This is a genomic window from Mycobacterium sp. NPDC006124, assembly GCF_040614235.1.
GTDB lineage: Bacteria > Actinomycetota > Actinomycetes > Mycobacteriales > Mycobacteriaceae > Mycobacterium.
The window spans coordinates 12,243-28,794 of record NZ_JBEXUA010000008.1 but is presented as its reverse complement, the minus strand read 5'-3'; the positions used below and the strand labels follow the sequence as shown (position 1 = coordinate 28,794).

Here is a 16,552-nt window from a genome sequence, read left to right as displayed (position 1 = left end):
GACCTCAGACCCGAAGCCGCCGCATGGCGTCGAGGATTGGGCCGCGCTCGGCCGGACTTGCCACCAGTCGCCGGGCGACGTCGCTCAGGTGCTCACCGTGTACGCGGGCGTACTGCCGCAGCAAGACGAACGCCGCCTCGACCGAGATGCCGAGACGCTCCCGCAGGAAGCCCTTGGCCTGCTCGACGAAGACGCGGTTCTTCAGCGCGTGGTGCAGGTGCGGCAGCACCGTGGCCGGGCTGGGGGAGTGTTCCTGGAGGACCGCCACGCAGGCAACGTGGGTGAGGGTCTGGCCAACGAGCTGATCGGCCTCGTTCAGGACGCCGACCCGAGTCCCGAACAGCCCCATGGCGCCGAGCACGGTTCCGCCGGCGCGCATCGGCAGCGCGTGCACCGAGGCGAAGCCGGCGCTCGTGGCGGCCTCGGCGAAGCGGGGCCATCGGTCGGCGGCGTCGCGCACGTCCGCGACCGACTGCGGCTGGCCCGTCGTGAAGCAGTCCAGGCACGGCCCCTGCTCGGCCTGTAGCTGGAACAACTCGAGATCCGCGAGCTGTCCGGCGTGGCCGCCATCAGGTGCAGCTCACCGCGAAGGTCGGCCAGCAGCAGTCCGGCTGCGTGGATGTCGAGCACCTGAGTACAGCTCTCCGTGAGCTGAGTCAGGAGCTCGACCACGTCGTAGTCGTCGAGCAGGGTGTCCACCAGTGTGACCACCGCTCCCAGGACCTGGGCCTCCCGCGGGAGTTCCGTCACGGTGCCCCACCCCCGGCAACCAGAGTTCTCCGCATTAGTCGGCATCCAGCCGCAAGCGGCGTTCGATGATGTCTCGGGCGACCTCGCTGGCGCTGCGTCCGGTCGCGTAGGCGTGGGCCCGCAGGCGCACCAGCGCCTGAGTCGGGGTGACGTCGAGTTGGGCGACGAGCATGCCGGTGGCCTGGCTGACCTCGGCCCGGGCGAACTGCGACAACTCCGCCCAGGCGTCGCTGGCGGGGTCGGCGATTGCTGCGACCGACTCCTCGGCGAGTAGGTCCATGAACGGCATCGTCGCCAGCTGGGCTGCCACCAGTGCGCCCGCCGAGGTCTCGGCACGCCAAGCGCCGGGAAGGGCCCGAAAAAGGTCGAGGGCGCCGACGTATTCGCCGGCCACCACGACGGGTGCGGCGAAGACACTGCGGATGGTGTGGGCCACCAGGGCTGGTCGGAACGCCGGCCAGCGCACCTCGTCGGGATCCGCGAGGTCCGTCGCGACCACGGGGGTCCGTCGTTCGACGGCGTCGAGACAAGGCCCCTCGCCGTAGGTGAACTGCAGTTCGTCGTACTCTCGCGCCATCGGGCTCGACACCCCGATGGTTCCCATGTTGGCCCCGTCGAAGACCGCCGAGATCGCAGCGGCGTCCACGTCGAACAGCATGACGCATGCGACGCACAGCTGGTCGGCGGCGGCCAGCCCTCGCCGGTCGCCGACCGCTGCCATCAGTTGATCTTGTAACGCCACGTCAGTGTCTACCCGCTGGACTCATGGCACCAGCATGCTCCATGGCGGCGGCTCACGTGCCCTTCAGGCTCCCAATGCCCAGTGACGTGTCCGTCGAGGTGCCGGTTGCACCCTCGACGGCGTCGACGTAGGCCTGCGGATCGCGGTCGGTGATGTCCAGACCCCGGGTGGTCGGGTGGTTGGTCATGAAGGCGTCGTATTGCCGACCGAGTGCTTCCCGCAGACCGGCGGGGGCGTGTTTGCGGAAATCGGACAAGCCCTCCCGCTCCTCCTCGCCCATGTGCTCGTCGTTGGCCTTCCGGGCGCGGCCGACGGCCGCCCACCATTCGTCGGAGCCGGCGTCGGCGGCGTTCGCGTCCCGCACGCCATCGCGGATGTCGTTGTGGTCACCGATCGCGTCGAGCGTCTCGCCCTCGGGGTCGTCTTCCCCACGCTGCAGAAGCTGCGGGTAGAAGATCGACTCCTCGGCATAGGCGTGGACGTCGAGCTTGTCGGCCAGCGGGCCCCACACCCGTTGCAGGTCTTCGGCTCTTGGGTGTGGACGGGCCTGGAGGTAGTCCAACTTGGCGAACTGCTCGCGAAACCACTCGTGGTCGGCGAGGATCAGCCTGGTGATGTCGGCCATCGTCGGCGGCGTCGGCGGCGCGTCAGGCCGCGGACGAACCGGGTGACGTGCAATCCTCCACGTACTCGTAACCACATGGGCCACAGGACACTTCGTACCGGAGGAAGCCGCCCTCACCCTCTTGGAACGCGTAGTCAGCTTGAACCATGCACCGGGGGCACCGTGCGGTGCCTCGTTCGACCACGCTCATGGGCCGGGCCTTTCGTCCAGGGCGGCACGTCGACCGCCTGTGACGTGCGGGTACCCAGACGGATTGCCCGCCAATCACCACGAGTGCACCGTGACTAAGAGGACTCGAGCGCGTGTGGACCGCACGCGGCCCAGGTGTAGGGCTGCTCGGGGGTGTTGGCGCTTCCGAGCATGAAGGTGCGATCGGTGCGTCGGGCACGGGCGATGGTGGCCAGCCACGTGGCCACGGTGCTGACGCGGTTCTGCACGCCGGTGAGGAAGGCGATGTGGATGACACCCCAGCCGACCCACCCGAGGAAGCCCGTGAGCTTGACGGGCCCGGCCTGCAGCAGAGCGTGGCCGCGGCTGATGTAGGCCGCCGAACCGAGATCGCGGTATCGGAAGGGCTTGCGGGGCTTGCCCCGGCGGTCTCGGCGCAGACACGACGCGACGTGCAGACCGCCCTGCATGGCGTTCTCGGCAACCCCCGGGAGGTGGTCACGGCCGACCAGGTCGCCCACGACGAAGACCTCCGGGTGGCCGGGCACGGTCAGGTCGGCCTCGACCGCGATGCGGCCGGCGTGGTCCGACGACGCACCAAGCACCGAGGCCACCCGCTTGGCGAAGGGCACGGCCTCCACGCCAGCGGTCCACAGCACCGTTCGCGCGGCGTGCTCCTCGCTCGGGCCGCCGGCCTTCGGCGTGACGGTGATCCCGTCGCGGCGGACGTCGGTGACGTGGACGCCCATGTGCATCTCGACGCCCAGGCCTTCGAGGATCGAGGCGGCCTTGGCGGCCAGACCCGGCGCGAAACTGCTGAGCACGCAGTCACCGCCGTCGAACAGCAGCACCCGCGCCTCTTCGGGTTCGATGCTGTGAAATTCGTGGGCCAGCGCCCGGGTGGCCATCTCCCGGATCTGCCCGGCCAGTTCCACGCCGGTCGGTCCGCCGCCGGCGACGGCGAACGTCAGCCACCCGTCGCGTTCCGGGCCGGGGGCGAGCGTCTCGGCGATCTCGAACGCCGCGAACAGGCGGCGCCGAATGGTCAGGGCGTCGTCGAGGGTCTTCATCCCGGGCGCCCACTTGGCGAAGTCGTCGCGGCCGAAGTAGGACTGCCGCATGCCGGCGGCCAGTACCAGCACGTCGTAGTCGAGGTCGAACGTGCTGGCGTCGGGGCGCCGGGCGGTGACGCGCCGGGCGTCGGGGTCGAGGTCGACTGCCTCGCCGAGAAGGGTGGTCACGTTGCGGTGGTCGGCGAGTTCCTCGCGCAACGACCTGCTGATCTGCCCGATGCTCAGCGTTCCGGTCGCGCACTGGTACAGCAGCGGTTGAAAGACGTGGCAGGCCGCCCGGTCCAGGAGGGTGACGTCGACGTCGTCTCCGCCCAGCCTGCGCGCGCAGAACAGTCCACCGAATCCACCACCGACGATCAGGACCTTCGTCCGGCCGTTGCTCATCGCTCGACCTTACGCAGCGAACCCCGGGGTTGTTTGGACTCGACCGGTGGAGGGTAACTGCATGCCCAACGCTGCAGACGAGCCGGCGTCCGACTTCAGTCAGCGGAAGGCCTGGAGCCATGACCACTTCGATGAACCGGCGGATTGCACGTCTGCATCCGGTCGACCTGGTGCTCGCCACCACGCGCGCGTATTCCTCTCTGCCCGTGGTGGGCAAGCACCTCGAGCCGTTCGCCGGCTTGACCGCCATGGCCCTGTGGGCCGGGCACTACGCCCCCGCCGCGGCGCGCGCGGCGGTGAGTCGCCGTACCTCCGCCGTCTCGGCTCCGGTGTCCCTCGAGCCGGGCAGCCAGAGTGCCGGTCGGGTCCCGCCGTATCTACGCGCCCGAGGTCAGAAACGAAAGTGTCTGTACGCGAGCGCGATTCGCTACGGAAGTCACCCCTCTCAGCTGCTCGACGTCTGGCGCCTCCCCGACACTGCGCCCGGCGCACCGGTGCTTCTGTTCGTGCCGGGCGGGGCGTGGGTGCAGGGCACCCGGGTGCTGCAGGGGCACACGCTGCTCTCGCACCTGGTGCGCCAGGGTTGGGTCTGCCTGACCATGGACTACCGCGTGTCGCCGGTGCATCGCTGGCCCCGGCACGTGCAGGACGTCAACGCCGCGATCGCGTGGGCCAGGGCGAACGTCGACCAGTACGGCGGCGACCGCCAATTCGTCACCATCGCAGGATGTTCCGCTGGCGGCCACCTCGCGTCGCTGGCCGCACTCACTCCCGGTGAGCCGGCGTTCCGCGGCGAACTCGACGACGACGCCGACACCTCGGTCGACGCGGTCGTGGGAATCTACGGCCGCTATGACTGGGAAGACCGTTCGACCCCGACGCGGCGAAACTTCCAGGGCTTCCTCGAACGAGTGGTCGTGCGCCGCAGTCAGGCACGTCATCCGGAGGTCTACGCGGCGGCCTCACCGATGGCCCGGATCACCGCCGACGCACCACCGTTCTTCCTCATCCACGGCGAGCACGACGCCATCATCCCGGTCGACGAGGCCCGTCAGTTCCATGCCGCGTTGTCGGCCGTGTCGCGCAATCCCGTTGAGTACAGCGAGGTTCCACGGGCCGGACACGCCTTCGACCTGGTGGACTCGTCACATGCCCGACGGGCCGCCGTCGAGATCTCGCGCTTCCTGGCTGGTGTGCGCGACCGGCATTACCAGACCGGCACCGTCGCGGTCTGACGGCGCTCGGCGCGCCGCCGCGGCCAGACCGGTCAGGATCAGCTCGAGGGCCGACTCGAAGGACGATTCCACCATGTACTCCCCAAGGTGCGTGGCCGAGGCCTGGGAGTGGGGATGGTCGTCCTCGGGCAGGCGGGTCGCCAACTGCTGCCACACGGCCCGATCGGTGGTCTGAATCGCCGCCGGCAAGGTGGTCGCCGCACCTTCGAGCATGGCTTGGCCGAGCAGGAAGCCGGAGATGGCGCCGAACCACTTCGCGGCGGCCTCGTCGTCGAAGCCACCCTCGTGCAGCAGGCGCAGCGTCAGCTCGACGGCGCGAATCTCGTTGGGCAGTCCCGTCGTCCTGCTCGCCACCGCCAAACCGGCGCGGGGAAAGTCGCGTGCGTAGACCGAGAACAGGACCCTCGCCAACCCGGCCAACGACGTCTGCCAATCCGGCCCCTCGGTCCACCGATCCAGGGCCAGGCCGATCATCCGGTCGGCGACCGCCCGCACGACGTCGTCGACGCCGGTGAAGTGTCGGTAGAGGGCCGAGGGGTCGGCGCCCACCGCCGCGCCCAGTGTTCGGGCGCTCAGCGCCGCCGCGCCCCGGTTCTCGATCAAATTGACTGCAGCGTCGAGATATACGTCGCGCGAGAGTTCGGTGCCGCGCGAGGTGCGCCGACGCTGTCGACCCGCTGCCGGCTGTCTTCGCTCTTGCGCCACCGACCAGCACTCCTTATGTCAACACCGTTGACGTCAACGGTGGAATGCCGCAATCTGGGGTGCCGAAGGGGGTGATGATCGTGTCCGACAGACATCCGGCAGTTCGCCACTTTAGGCGAGTCGCGGGGCCGGCTGGCCACGTTAGCTACTTCGTCGAGGTGCAGACCATCGACGGCGACCCGTGCCAGTTGGCCTTCGCAGGAAACATCTTCGTCGGCCCCGTGGTCGTCACCAGCACCGATGCCGACGGTCGCTCCGACCTCGAGGTGATCGACCAGCCTCGCCGTTACGGCGAGTTCGTCTCCTCGGAATGGGTCGACCGCTTCCTGGAGTCGTGGACCGACGACCAGGCGGCCTGACGGTTAGACCCCCGGTCGGCCGGGAAGACCAAGGTCATGAGCTCACCGGGTGCCCACCGATGTTGACCACGGCGCGCACCATTGCCGCCCCCGCTGAATCGGCGTGGCGGTTGCTGACCGATCTCTCGCAGTGGTCGCGATGGGGGCCGACGGTGCGAGGCGCCCAGCTCGACGACCCCGGCCCGCTGCGGCTCGGTTCCCGCGGCAAGGTGTGGACCCCGATCGGGGTGCCGCTGCCCTTCGAGATCACCGAATTCGACGACGGCCGGGCGTGGGCGTGGCGGGTCGCCGGCGTGTCCGCGACGCGGCACGTGGTGACTGACCACGCCGACGGCTGCCGCGTGTCGTTCGGCGTGCCGTCGTGGGCGCCGGCCTATCTGCCGGTGTGTGCGTTGGCGCTCAAGCGAATCGAGGAGCTGGCTAGGGCTTAGCCAGCTTCTCCAGCAGCGGCCTGGTGCGGTGGGCGACCACCTCGTGCATGGCCACCGACATGGTGGTGCGCTCGACGCCGGGCACCGCGAGGATCAGTCCGGCGACCCGGTAGAGATCGTCGGCGTCGGTGGCTACGACGCCGATCAGCAGGTCGGCCGCCCCCGACAGGCCGGTGATCTGGGTGACCTGGGCGATGGTCTCCAGTTCCGCGAGCACCTGGTCGAGGCGATGCTGGTCGACCACCGCCGAGATGAACGCCTTGAGCGGATAGCCCAGATCGCGCGGGGACACGCAGCGGTCGACGGGGGCGAGTACGCGTTCGTCATCCCAGCGGGCCAGCCGCGCGGCCACGGTGTTGCGCGCCAGTCCGAGGGTGGCCGCCAGCTGCACGCCGGTGGCGCGTGGTGTGTCACACATCGCCAGGATCATGCGGGCGTCGGTGCGGTCGAGCTTCGCCATGTCGCCCAGTATTCCACGTCACACCCGAAGCGTTCTGGGCAACATGCTCAGTGGAGGCGACATTGCTTGCTCACTATGCGTCGCGGTGGTTCCCTTGAGTCAGCAATACGCCCACTGCACCGAAGGTGGTGATCTTCCATGACGGACCTCGACACCCGCCCGACCGACCGCCAGCCCTACGAATTGGGCGACCGCTATCGGTCCGGATCGGGAGCCGTCGTGCTGACCGGCGTGCAAGCCATCGCCCGGGCACTGGTCGAGCAGCACCAGCGGGACGCGCGCGCGGGCCGTCGGGTGGCGACCTTCGTCTCCGGCTACCAGGGCAGCCCGCTGGGTGGCGTCGACCGCATGCTCGCGGGCATGCCCGAGGTGCTCGACGACAACGACGTCACCTTCGTTCCCGGCCTCAACGAGGAGCTGGCCGCGACTGCCGTGTGGGGCAGCCAGGCCGATCTCGCCGGATTCGCGGCGGCGACCGGCACGACGACGAAGTACGACGGGGTCGTCGGCGTCTGGTACGGCAAGGGTCCCGGGCTCGACCGCGCCACCGACGCGCTGCGTCACGCCAACATGTACGGCGTCAACCCGGCGGGCGGAGTGCTGCTCCTGGTGGGCGACGACCCAGCCTCGAAGTCCTCCACCGTGCCGGCCGTCAGCGAACGATCCCTGGCCGCGCTCGGCATCCCGGTGTTGTTTCCACGCACTGCGCGCGAGATCGTGACGATGGCCATGCACGGCGTCGCGATGTCGCGGGCGTCGGGCTGCGTGGTGGCGCTGAAGATCGTCGCCGACGTCGCCGACGGCGCCTGGTCCGTCGACGGCGCCATGGCCGACCTCGACGTCGTGGTCCCCGAGGTGCAGTGGGACGGCCGACCCTTCGTCTACCGGCAACGGCCGATGGCCGCACCGTCGAGCAGCCTGGACGCCGAGGCCGACCTCTACGGCCCTCGCGCCGAGGTGGTGCGCGCCTACGGCGCTGCCAACGGTCTGGACGTCCTCGAGCTCGACCCGCCCGACGCGACGTTCGGAATCGCCGCCACGGGACCGGCCTTCGACGCGACGCGCCAAGCGCTCGCCGACCTCGGAGCAGACGACGCGGCGCTGTACCGCGCCGGTGTCCGGCTGCTGCGCATCGGAATGCCCACCCCGCTGGGTCCCGACGCCGTGACGGCGTTCGCGGCGGGGCTGGACGAGATTCTCGTCGTCGAGGACAAGACGGCGTTCGTCGAGACCCAGGTGCGCGAGATCCTCTACGGCACGCCGGCAGCGCCCCGGATCCTGGGCAAGAAGGATGCCGCCGGGCGGCTGCTGATCCCCGCGGGCGGCGAACTCACCGCAGGTCGGCTGGCCGCGCCTTTGCGCCGCGTGCTGGCCGGTCGGCTCGAGCTGCGGAAACCGCCGCCGCCCGCCTTGTCGCTCGACGTGCTGCCGCTGACGCGCGCGCCCTACTTCTGCAGCGGCTGCCCGCACAACCGGTCGACCGCGGTGCCCGAGGGTTCACTGGCCGGCGGCGGCATCGGCTGCCACACGATGGTGACGATGTCGCAGCGCTCCGACAGCGCCGTCACCGGCCTCACCCAGATGGGTGGTGAGGGCAGCCAATGGATCGGTCAGGCACCCTTCCTCGACGTCGACCACCTGTTCCAGAACATCGGTGACGGCACCTTCTTCCACTCCGGCCAACTCGCCGTACAGGCGTGCGTCGCGGCCGGGGTGAACATCACCTTCAAGTTGCTCTACAACGAGGTCGTCGCCATGACCGGCGCGCAGAACGCCGAGGGCTCGTTGACCGTCGCGAGGCTGACGCACAAGCTGATCGCAGAGGGCGTCGAGCAGATCATCGTGTGCGCTGACGAACCGCAGCGCTATCGCCGCAGGGCCACCCGGGCCCGGCTGGCCAAGGGCACGATCGTCTGGGACCGCGACCGATTGGACGAGGCTCAGAAGCGGCTTCGAGAGGTCCAGGGCGTCACCGTCCTGATCTACGACCAGCACTGCGCGGCCGACGCGCGTCGACGCCGCAAGCGCGGCACTCTGCCGGTGCGCACCACCCGAGTCGTCGTCAACGAGGCGGTGTGCGAGGGCTGCGGAGATTGCGGCGTGAAGTCCAACTGCCTGTCAGTGCAGCCGGTCGACACCGACTACGGCCGCAAGACGCGCATCGACCAAACGTCGTGCAACACCGATTACAGCTGCCTGGACGGCGACTGCCCGTCGTTCGTGACCGTCGAGGTGGCACCCGGACGACGCGTCGAGAAGCGGGCCGTGCCGCCACCGCCGGCGCTACCCGACGTCGACGTCGAACCTCCCACCGCGACCCACAACGTCTTCTTCGCGGGCATCGGCGGCACCGGCATCGTCACCGTCACCCAGGTGCTGGCGACGGCGGCGTTGCGCGCGGGCTACGAGGTGGAGAGCCTCGACCAGATCGGGCTGAGCCAGAAGGCCGGTCCGGTGGTGTCCCACTTGCGGTTCACGGCGGGTCGGCTCGAGCCGTCCAACCGGCTCACGCCGGGGGCGGCGGACTGCATCGTCGCCTTCGACCTGCTGGCCGCAGTGGACGGCAAGAACCTCGAGTACGGCGATCCCACTCGAACCCTCTCGGTCGCGTCGACCAGCAAGACGCCGACGGGGTCGATGGTCTACGACGCGTCGGTCGCCTACCCCGAGACGCCCTACCTGTTGAACCGATTGGACACGGCGTCGCGCGAACTGCACTCCTTCGACGCGCTGGCGGCCGCCCAGTCGTTGTTCGGCAGCACCGCGGCAGCCAACTTCCTACTCGTCGGAGCCGCGCATCAAACCGGGGCGCTGAGGCTTCCGGCGGAGTGCATCGAGGAGGCCATCCGCATCAACGGTGTCGCGGTCGAGGCCAACGTGGCGGCCTTCCGGTGGGGTCGTGTCGCGGTGGCCGATCCGTCCCGCTTCGGCGACGCGGTCTCACCCGCCCCGGTTCGTCAACCGACGCCGCCGCCGGCGCATCTGCTGGCCGGCACCCCGTTCACCGGTCGGGTCGCCGATCTGATCGGGCGGCGGGTGGCCGACCTGGTGGGCTTTCAGGGCGAGCGGGTGGCCCGCCACTACGTCGCGGTGCTGGACCGGGTCTGGACCGCCGAGCGCGCCGTGTCCGATCGCACGGACTTCAGCGAAGCCGTCGCGCGTGGTTTGTTCAAGTTCACCGCTTACAAGGACGAGTACGAAGTGGCCCGGCTGCTCACCGATCAACGCTTCCTCGACCAGGTGCGGGCGGAGTTTCCGACCGGTGAAGAGCTGACCTATCGACTGCACCCGCCGGTGCTGCGCGCGCTCGGCAGATCGAAGAAGATCGGCCTCGGCCCGAAGTCGCACGTGGCACTTCGTGTTCTCGCGAAGGGAAAATGGTTGCGGGGCAGCGTGTTCGACCCGTTCGGTTACGCCCACGTCCGCCGGGTGGAGCGTCGGCTGCGCGACGAGTACGAAGACCTCGTGCTGCGGTTGGCGACCGGGTTGACCGAGGGGGACTACGCACACGCGGTCGAGGTGGCCTCGCTACCCGACGTGGTCCGCGGGTACGAAGAAGTGAAGCTGGCCAACGTCGAGCGCTACCGCGGGCGGCTGCGCGAACTGGGTGTCGGCCAAAGTCCCAGCTAACGAAGGAATCCCGTCCCCGACGTGACGTAGACGTCATATCCGTCGATTCGTCGTCGAGCCCTCGTACGGTGGTCCAGAATGTGAATGGTCGGGGCCACTTCGACAGACGGGGGAAAGACCATGAGTGACGACACGACCAGCGGTGAGGGCGACTCGCCTGCCGGTGTCGGCATCACCACCCGCGTGCGCGTGTACCCCAGCTCCGACCGCGAGGTCCACGGTGTCATCGTCGACGACTTCGGTGAGTCCATCGGCATTCCGGTCGAGATCGGTGGCAACCGCATCGCCGGTCCCGCGCGCCGCTGGGCGGTCATGCTCGACGACGACAACCTGTTGTTCGTCGACACCGAGGACCTCGAGGCGGAGTGACGCCCGTCGGCTTGACGTCTTCCCCCCGGGACTCGTCCGGATCCCTTGCTTCCCAGTGCGTTTTGGCGACCTAGGCGCGGGTACGTGCCAGATACCGAGGCGGTGGGCCGAGGGCGGACGGAGCAGACGGTGAAGGCAGTTACCTGGCAGGGCAAGCGCGACGTACGGGTCGAAGAGGTCCCCGATCCGAAGATCGAGGAACCCAACGACGCCATCATCGAGGTCACGTCCACCAACATCTGCGGCTCGGACCTTCACCTCTACGAGGTGCTCGGCGCGTTCATGACGCCCGGCGACATCCTCGGACACGAGCCGATGGGCGTCGTTCGGGAAGTCGGCAAGGACGTGACGAACCTGGCGGTCGGCGACCGCGTGGTGATTCCGTTCCAGATCTCGTGCGGCCACTGCTACATGTGCGACGCGCACCTCTACACGCAATGCGAGACCACGCAGGTCCGAGACCAGGGGATGGGTGCGGCTCTCTTCGGTTTCTCCGAGCTCTACGGCGCGGTCCCCGGCGGGCAGGCCGAGTTGTTGCGGGTGCCCCAGGCTCAGTTCACCCACATCAAAGTGCCCGACGGGCCACCGGATTCGCGCTTCGTCTACCTGTCCGACGTGCTGCCTACCGCTTGGCAGGCGGTGCAGTACGCCGACATTCCCGACGGCGGCACCGTCGCGGTGCTCGGGCTTGGCCCCATCGGTGACATGGCGGCTCGCATCGCACATCATCTCGGCTACGACGTGATCGGCGTCGACCTCGTGCCGGAACGCCTCGCGCGCACCGCTTCACGTGGCATCCGCACCGTCAACCTGGCCGAGATCGACTTCGCCGTCGGCGACGCGATCCGGTCGATGACCGACGGCCGCGGTACCGATTCGGTGATCGACGCGGTCGGCATGGAGGCACACGGCTCGCCGGTCACGAAGATCGCCCAAGACGTGACGGGACTGCTTCCCGACGCGCTGGCCAAGCCCTTCATGAAGAAGGCGGGCCTCGACCGCCTCGGTGCGCTGTACTCCGCCATCGACGTCGTGCGGCGCGGCGGGAACATCTCCGTCATCGGCGTGTACGGCGGCGTGGCGGACCCGATGCCGATGTTGACGATGTTCGACAAGCAGGTCCAGCTCAAGATGGGTCAGGCCAACGTCAAGCGGTGGGTCGACGACATCATGCCGTTGCTCGACGACGACGATCCGTTGGGCGTCGACGACTTCGCCAGCCACGTCCTGCCGCTCGACGACGCGCCCCACGCCTACGAGATCTTCCAGAAGAAGCAGGACGACGCCGTCAAGATCATGCTCAAGCCCTGACGTGACGACCACAGGGGAGAAAGTTAGCGAACTCGCCGCGGCAGGGAGATTCAACGCTCCCGTGCCCGTCGGAACGGGTTTCACGTCGGCGGTGTGCGGCAAATTGGCTATGGTGGCTAACCAATGAATCGCTCCCGTCGTCTCGCGGCGATTTTGCCCTGGGAGAAGATGTAACGCGGCGGGCTTGGCGGACGGTTAAACTCGTGACGACACTTCGATGATGCCGTCGTTTATACGTGTCGGAAGGTGGACGAAATGGCTTTGACAATGAAATTGGCTGCTGGTCTCGGTGGTTTGGCTCTCGCGGCGATGGCCGGGAGTGGGATCGCCTCGGCGGCCCCCGGCGATGCCGTGATCCTGAATTCGACCTGCACCTACCCCCAGGTGATCGCGGCGGCCAACGCCCAGGATCCGGTCGCGACCGCCGCGCTGCAGAACGACCCTGCCGCGAACGGGTTCCTGCAGGGCCTCGTCGCCTCGCCTCCCGGGTCGCCCGAGCGTCAGCAGAAGATCGACTTCGTGCGGAGCTTCCCGCAGGCGGCTCAGTTCAACGGACTGATCATGTCCGTGGCGACCAGCTGCAACAACTACTGATCGGCTGACCCGCCGAGCTGATTCGAGCTCGGCCACCGACACGAATGCCCACCTCGGAGCAAAGGCGCTCAGAGGTGGGCATATTCGTGTGACGGGTTAGAGCAGCCCCAGCAGCTGCAGATCGGTGACGTACTTGAGGATCACCGGCGCGGCGAGATGGGGAATGTCGGGATCGGTGGGGTCGGGACCCAACTTCTCCTCCTGTACCGCGGCCCGGAAGCGGTCCACCGGGGCCAAGGATCCGTTCACCGGTTGCTGAGGCGCGCGATAGTTGTGCAGCAGCGGCAGCAACGACGCCTGGCGCTGCTTCTCCGGCAACGCCCGCAGGGCCGTCTCGAACCGCGCCAGCCAGTCTCCGTACGCGGGGATGCGTGAGATCGGATGGCCCGCCTCGACCAACCAGTCGACGAAGGTGTCCATGCTGATGCCGTCGTCGTACGGGTTCATCACGTGGAACGTCTCGAACCCGGTGACGTGGCCGCCGATGGTGTCGATCGCGTCGGCGATGAACTCGACGGGCAGCCCGTCGAAGTGGGCTCGCTGCCTGCGTCCGCCGCCGTCCAACTCGTAGAACGACGTCGGGGCCACGCCCGTTGCCACCAGGCTCAACATCATCCTGGTGAACATGTCGGGCACGTTGAGCTGCCCGGCGTAGGTGGTGTCGGCCATGATCATGTCGCAGCGGAACACCGACACCGGCAGACCACATAGGTCGTGTGCCTCGCGCAGCAGCATTTCACCGCCCCACTTGCTGTTGCCGTAGCCATTCGCGTAGTCGCCGTTGACCTTTCGGGTCGCGCTCATCACCCGAATGTCGGTGTCCTCGACGAAGTGGCCCGGCTCGATCCCGTCGCCGACGCCGATCGTGGAGATGTAGACGAAGGGCTTGATCCGGGTCGTCATGGCGATGCGGATCAACTCCGCGGTCCCCACCACGTTGGGCCCGAACAGTTGGCTGTAGGGCAGCACGTGGTTGACCAGCGCGGCCGGGTCGACGATCAGGTCGACGGTGTCGGCCAGCCTCTGCCACGTCGCCTGGGGCAAGCCAAGATTGGCCTCGCCCTTGTCGCCGGCGATGACCTCGAGGTGGTCGCCCAGCGACCGGTAGTGCGCCAGCAGTTGGGGATCCCCGCTGTCGAACGTCGCGTCGAGTCGAGCGCGGGCCGCGTCGTCGTCCTTGGCGCGGACCAGGCAGATGACCTTGCCGTCGACGAGGTCCATCCGCTCCAGCCAATCCAAGGCAAGATAGCGGCCGAGGAAGCCGGTGGCGCCCGTGAGCAGCACCGTACGGACCTCGCCCGTTGGCGCGGGCAGTGACGGCGCCGCAGCCAGGGTTGCCTCGTCGAGGAACTTCTCCAGCGTCAGGTCGCGGGCGTGCACCTCCGTGGCGTCGCGGCCGTGCACGGCGTCGTAGGTGGGCCGCTTGGTGCCGCCGGCACGCTGCGCCTCGACGTACGCGGCGACCGACGCGAGGTCGCTGGCCGGGCTGACGATCACGCCGACCGGCACGTCGACGTCGAAGATCTCGTGCAGCAGGTTGGCAAAGGTCAACGCCGACAATGAATCTCCACCGAGGTCGGTGAACGCGGAGTCCGGAGCGACGTCGGCGGCGGCGGTCCCCAGCAACGCACTCGCCGCGCGGCCGACGGTCTCGGCCACCGGCCGTTGGGCGCCGTCGCGACGCAGGGCTCGCAGCACGTCGGCCTGACCGTCGGCGAGGTCGACGTACAGCTGCTCGAGCCGTTCGCCGTAGAACTCCTTGAGCTTCGGGCGCGCGAGCTTGCGGATGCCGGTCAGCAGTCCGTTCTCGAGGGTGAACGGCGCCGTTTCGACGAGGAAGTCGCGGGGGATCTCGTATCCCTGCAACCCGGACTCCCGGGCAACGCTCTGTAGGGCCTCGGCCAGCACCGGCTTGACCGCTGTGACGTCGCCCCCGACGCCGGCGAGCGCGTCGTCGGTCGGCACGACCACGGCCAGTAGGTACGAGCGGGCACTGTTGCCGTAGACGAAGATCTGGCGGACCAGCGGGTGGCCACCGTAGGCGGCCTCGAGCTTGGAGACGGTGACGAACTCGCCCTGGGAGAGCTTGAGGACGTTGTTGCGGCGGTCCACGTAGGCCAGGTGGTCGGGTGCGGTCTCGGCGAACACGTCGCCGGTGTGGTACCACCCGTCGGCGTCGAAGAGTTCGGCCGTCACGTCGGGGCGCTTGAAGTAGCCGGGGATGACGTCGGCCGTCTTCAGCCACAGTTCACCGCGGGGGTGCGGGCGGTCGGTGGCGAAGTAGCCGAGGTCCGGGACGTCGACCAGCTTGTAGTCCAGCACCGGTGGGCGCCGGATCTCGCCGTCGACGAGGACCACGCCGGCCTCGGTGGAGCCGTAGCCGTCCTGGACGTGGACGTCCACGAAGTCCTCGATCCACGAGTGCAGCTCGGGGGAGATGGGCGCGGACCCGGTGATCGCCGAGAACTGCCGTCCACCAACGAGACTGGTGCGCTGCTCGGCCATCACTTCGCGCTCGACGGCGGCGCGGTCGGCGCCGTCGAGGGCGCCCGCGCGCCGATCGGTCTCACTCTGGACTTCCTGGAACAGCATCTCCCAGATGCGTGGGACGAAGTCGAGCTTCGTCGGACGCACCAGCGAGAGGTCTTCCAGGAGCGTGGAGAGATCGCTCTTGGCGGCGAAGTAGGCGGTGCCTCCGGCGCCGAGGGTCGAGTAGAGGATGACCCGGCCCATGACGTGGCTGATCGGCATGAAGCTCAGGGTGATGGCGGGCAGCTTGTTCTCGGTGTCCCACTCCGGGCTGAACCAGCCGCGCCAGCAGTTGGCCATCAGTCGGTCGGTGTACATCGCCCCCTTGGGGGCGCCGGTGCTGCCGGAGGTGTAGATCAGCAGGCGAAGGGCGTCGCCGTCGCCGGTGCGGGTCTGCGCAGCAGTGGAGTGCCTGGCGCCACCGTCGATGACGTCCTGCAGAGATGAGACCTCGACCTTTAGCTCGGCGAGTCGTTCGGCGGCGGACTGCAGCGCGTCGCGGTGGTCGTCGACCTGGGGGTGGTAGTCGAACACCACCAGCCGTTGCGGCGCGTGGGCGGTGAGCGCGAGTTCGACCGCGTCGTCGAGGTGGTCGACGCTGGAGAGGATCGCCACCGGGGTGGTCTCGACGAGGATCGGGGCAAGCTGCGCCACGGGGGCGCTGGTCTGCAGCGGAACCGACACCGCTCCGGTCAGGGGCAGCGCCATGTCGACGACGGCGTAGTCGGCACTGGTGAATCCCAATGTCGCGACGCGGTCACCCGGTTGCACGGGGTTGCCGGTCAGCGCGTCGGCGAGGGCACGCACGCGTTGCCAGGTCTCGCGGTAGGTCAGGGTCTCGAAGCGGGGCTGCAGCGAGGCGACGGTGCGCCCGGAGGCATCGGGGACGAACTCGACGGCGCGCTGCCCGAGTGCGGGGCGCTCGGCGTACCCGGTCATCGCGATGCGGATCACGTCGGCGAGCATCTCGCCGGGGGCGTTCAGGGCCGCGGTGATCGCCGAATCAGGTTGGGCGGCAACGAGTTGCGGGTCACCCGAGCCGGAGGGAGAGGTCAGCTCCTCGAAACGGCGGGCGAGTCGTGCTTGGCGGTCGGTGGTGGGAGTTGACATTGGGGTCTCCTCGGACATCCAGTTGGTCGATTTGCCGACGTGCTGCGTCGTCGGCTCCACGACCGAAAACTACGTTA

The 16,552-nt window shown here is 68.7% G+C and carries 14 protein-coding genes; 7 read left to right on the top strand and 7 right to left on the bottom strand.

The annotated features are described in order from the left end of the window. Positions 1–4: 4 nt before the first annotated feature. The 4 genes from ABZ195_RS17410 to ABZ195_RS17395 form a co-directional block, all read right to left on the bottom strand. Positions 5–535: a GAF and ANTAR domain-containing protein gene (locus ABZ195_RS17410; RefSeq protein WP_355219869.1), complete on the bottom strand. Its 531-nt coding sequence runs from the start codon at positions 533–535 to the stop codon at positions 5–7. 249 nt (positions 536–784) lie between these two features. Then, on the bottom strand, positions 785–1,492 hold the full coding sequence (locus tag ABZ195_RS17405) for a GAF and ANTAR domain-containing protein (protein WP_355219867.1): 708 nt from the start codon (positions 1,490–1,492) through the stop codon (positions 785–787). A 52-nt stretch (positions 1,493–1,544) separates the two neighbouring features. Continuing rightward, the gene (locus ABZ195_RS17400; protein ID WP_355219865.1) at positions 1,545–2,117 is read right to left on the bottom strand and encodes a hemerythrin domain-containing protein; all 573 of its coding nucleotides are present in this window, start codon (positions 2,115–2,117) and stop codon (positions 1,545–1,547) included. 284 nt (positions 2,118–2,401) lie between these two features. Further along, positions 2,402–3,742 carry an NAD(P)/FAD-dependent oxidoreductase gene (locus ABZ195_RS17395; RefSeq protein WP_355219863.1) on the bottom strand — a complete coding sequence of 447 codons (1,341 nt, stop codon included), beginning with the start codon at positions 3,740–3,742 and terminating at the stop codon, positions 2,402–2,404. A gap of 119 nt (positions 3,743–3,861) precedes the next feature. Between ABZ195_RS17395 and ABZ195_RS17390 the strand changes: the two genes are divergently transcribed. Further along, positions 3,862–4,977: an alpha/beta hydrolase gene (locus ABZ195_RS17390; protein ID WP_355219861.1), complete on the top strand. Its 1,116-nt coding sequence runs from the start codon at positions 3,862–3,864 to the stop codon at positions 4,975–4,977. Here the strand turns inward: ABZ195_RS17390 and ABZ195_RS17385 are convergent. Further along, entirely contained in the window at positions 4,888–5,682 is a 795-nt protein-coding gene (locus ABZ195_RS17385; RefSeq protein ID WP_355219859.1) for a TetR/AcrR family transcriptional regulator, read from the bottom strand. The genes ABZ195_RS17390 and ABZ195_RS17385 overlap by 90 nt on opposite strands. A 158-nt stretch (positions 5,683–5,840) precedes the next feature. Between ABZ195_RS17385 and ABZ195_RS17380 the strand changes: the two genes are divergently transcribed. Together ABZ195_RS17380 and ABZ195_RS17375 are read left to right on the top strand one after the other, a co-directional pair. Then, positions 5,841–6,041 carry a hypothetical protein gene (locus ABZ195_RS17380; protein WP_355219857.1) on the top strand — a complete coding sequence of 67 codons (201 nt, stop codon included), beginning with the start codon at positions 5,841–5,843 and terminating at the stop codon, positions 6,039–6,041. Positions 6,042–6,100: 59 nt separating this feature from the next. Continuing rightward, the gene (locus ABZ195_RS17375) at positions 6,101–6,472 is read left to right on the top strand and encodes an SRPBCC family protein (RefSeq protein WP_355219855.1); all 372 of its coding nucleotides are present in this window, start codon (positions 6,101–6,103) and stop codon (positions 6,470–6,472) included. Here ABZ195_RS17375 and ABZ195_RS17370 read toward each other — a convergent pair. Beyond that, a complete protein-coding gene (locus ABZ195_RS17370; RefSeq protein ID WP_355219853.1) occupies positions 6,462–6,932 on the bottom strand; it encodes an Lrp/AsnC family transcriptional regulator in 471 nt (156 codons plus the stop codon). The two genes, ABZ195_RS17375 and ABZ195_RS17370, sit on opposite strands and share 11 nt — an antisense overlap. A 138-nt stretch (positions 6,933–7,070) precedes the next feature. Between ABZ195_RS17370 and ABZ195_RS17365 the strand changes: the two genes are divergently transcribed. From ABZ195_RS17365 to ABZ195_RS17350, 4 genes are all read left to right on the top strand, one after another. Further along, complete coding sequence (locus tag ABZ195_RS17365; RefSeq protein WP_355219851.1) at positions 7,071–10,562, top strand: indolepyruvate ferredoxin oxidoreductase family protein; 3,492 nt, start codon at positions 7,071–7,073, stop codon at positions 10,560–10,562. A gap of 120 nt (positions 10,563–10,682) precedes the next feature. Continuing rightward, entirely contained in the window at positions 10,683–10,931 is a 249-nt protein-coding gene (locus tag ABZ195_RS17360) for a hypothetical protein (RefSeq protein ID WP_355219850.1), read from the top strand. A 129-nt stretch (positions 10,932–11,060) separates the two neighbouring features. Then, complete coding sequence (locus ABZ195_RS17355) at positions 11,061–12,242, top strand: alcohol dehydrogenase catalytic domain-containing protein (protein WP_355219848.1); 1,182 nt, start codon at positions 11,061–11,063, stop codon at positions 12,240–12,242. A gap of 255 nt (positions 12,243–12,497) precedes the next feature. After that, positions 12,498–12,836: a hemophore-related protein gene (locus ABZ195_RS17350; protein WP_355219847.1), complete on the top strand. Its 339-nt coding sequence runs from the start codon at positions 12,498–12,500 to the stop codon at positions 12,834–12,836. A 96-nt stretch (positions 12,837–12,932) separates the two neighbouring features. Here ABZ195_RS17350 and car read toward each other — a convergent pair whose 3' ends face one another. After that, positions 12,933–16,475 (bottom strand): carboxylic acid reductase, encoded by a 3,543-nt coding sequence (gene car, locus ABZ195_RS17345; RefSeq protein WP_355219845.1) that lies wholly within the window; start codon positions 16,473–16,475, stop codon positions 12,933–12,935. Positions 16,476–16,552: the final 77 nt, after the last annotated feature.

Bases quoted from the DNA above. Each gene is read 5' to 3' on its own strand.
- ABZ195_RS17400 (WP_355219865.1), bottom strand. From the start codon at position 2,117: ATGGCCGACATCACCAGGCTGATCCTCGCCGACCACGAGTGGTTTCGC.
- ABZ195_RS17395 (WP_355219863.1), bottom strand. From the start codon at position 3,742: ATGAGCAACGGCCGGACGAAGGTCCTGATCGTCGGTGGTGGATTCGGT.
- ABZ195_RS17390 (WP_355219861.1), top strand. From the start codon at position 3,862: ATGACCACTTCGATGAACCGGCGGATTGCACGTCTGCATCCGGTCGAC.
- ABZ195_RS17375 (WP_355219855.1), top strand. From the start codon at position 6,101: ATGTTGACCACGGCGCGCACCATTGCCGCCCCCGCTGAATCGGCGTGG.
- ABZ195_RS17370 (WP_355219853.1), bottom strand. From the start codon at position 6,932: ATGGCGAAGCTCGACCGCACCGACGCCCGCATGATCCTGGCGATGTGT.
- ABZ195_RS17365 (WP_355219851.1), top strand. From the start codon at position 7,071: ATGACGGACCTCGACACCCGCCCGACCGACCGCCAGCCCTACGAATTG.
- ABZ195_RS17360 (WP_355219850.1), top strand. From the start codon at position 10,683: ATGAGTGACGACACGACCAGCGGTGAGGGCGACTCGCCTGCCGGTGTC.
- ABZ195_RS17350 (WP_355219847.1), top strand. From the start codon at position 12,498: ATGGCTTTGACAATGAAATTGGCTGCTGGTCTCGGTGGTTTGGCTCTC.
- car (WP_355219845.1), bottom strand. From the start codon at position 16,475: ATGTCAACTCCCACCACCGACCGCCAAGCACGACTCGCCCGCCGTTTC.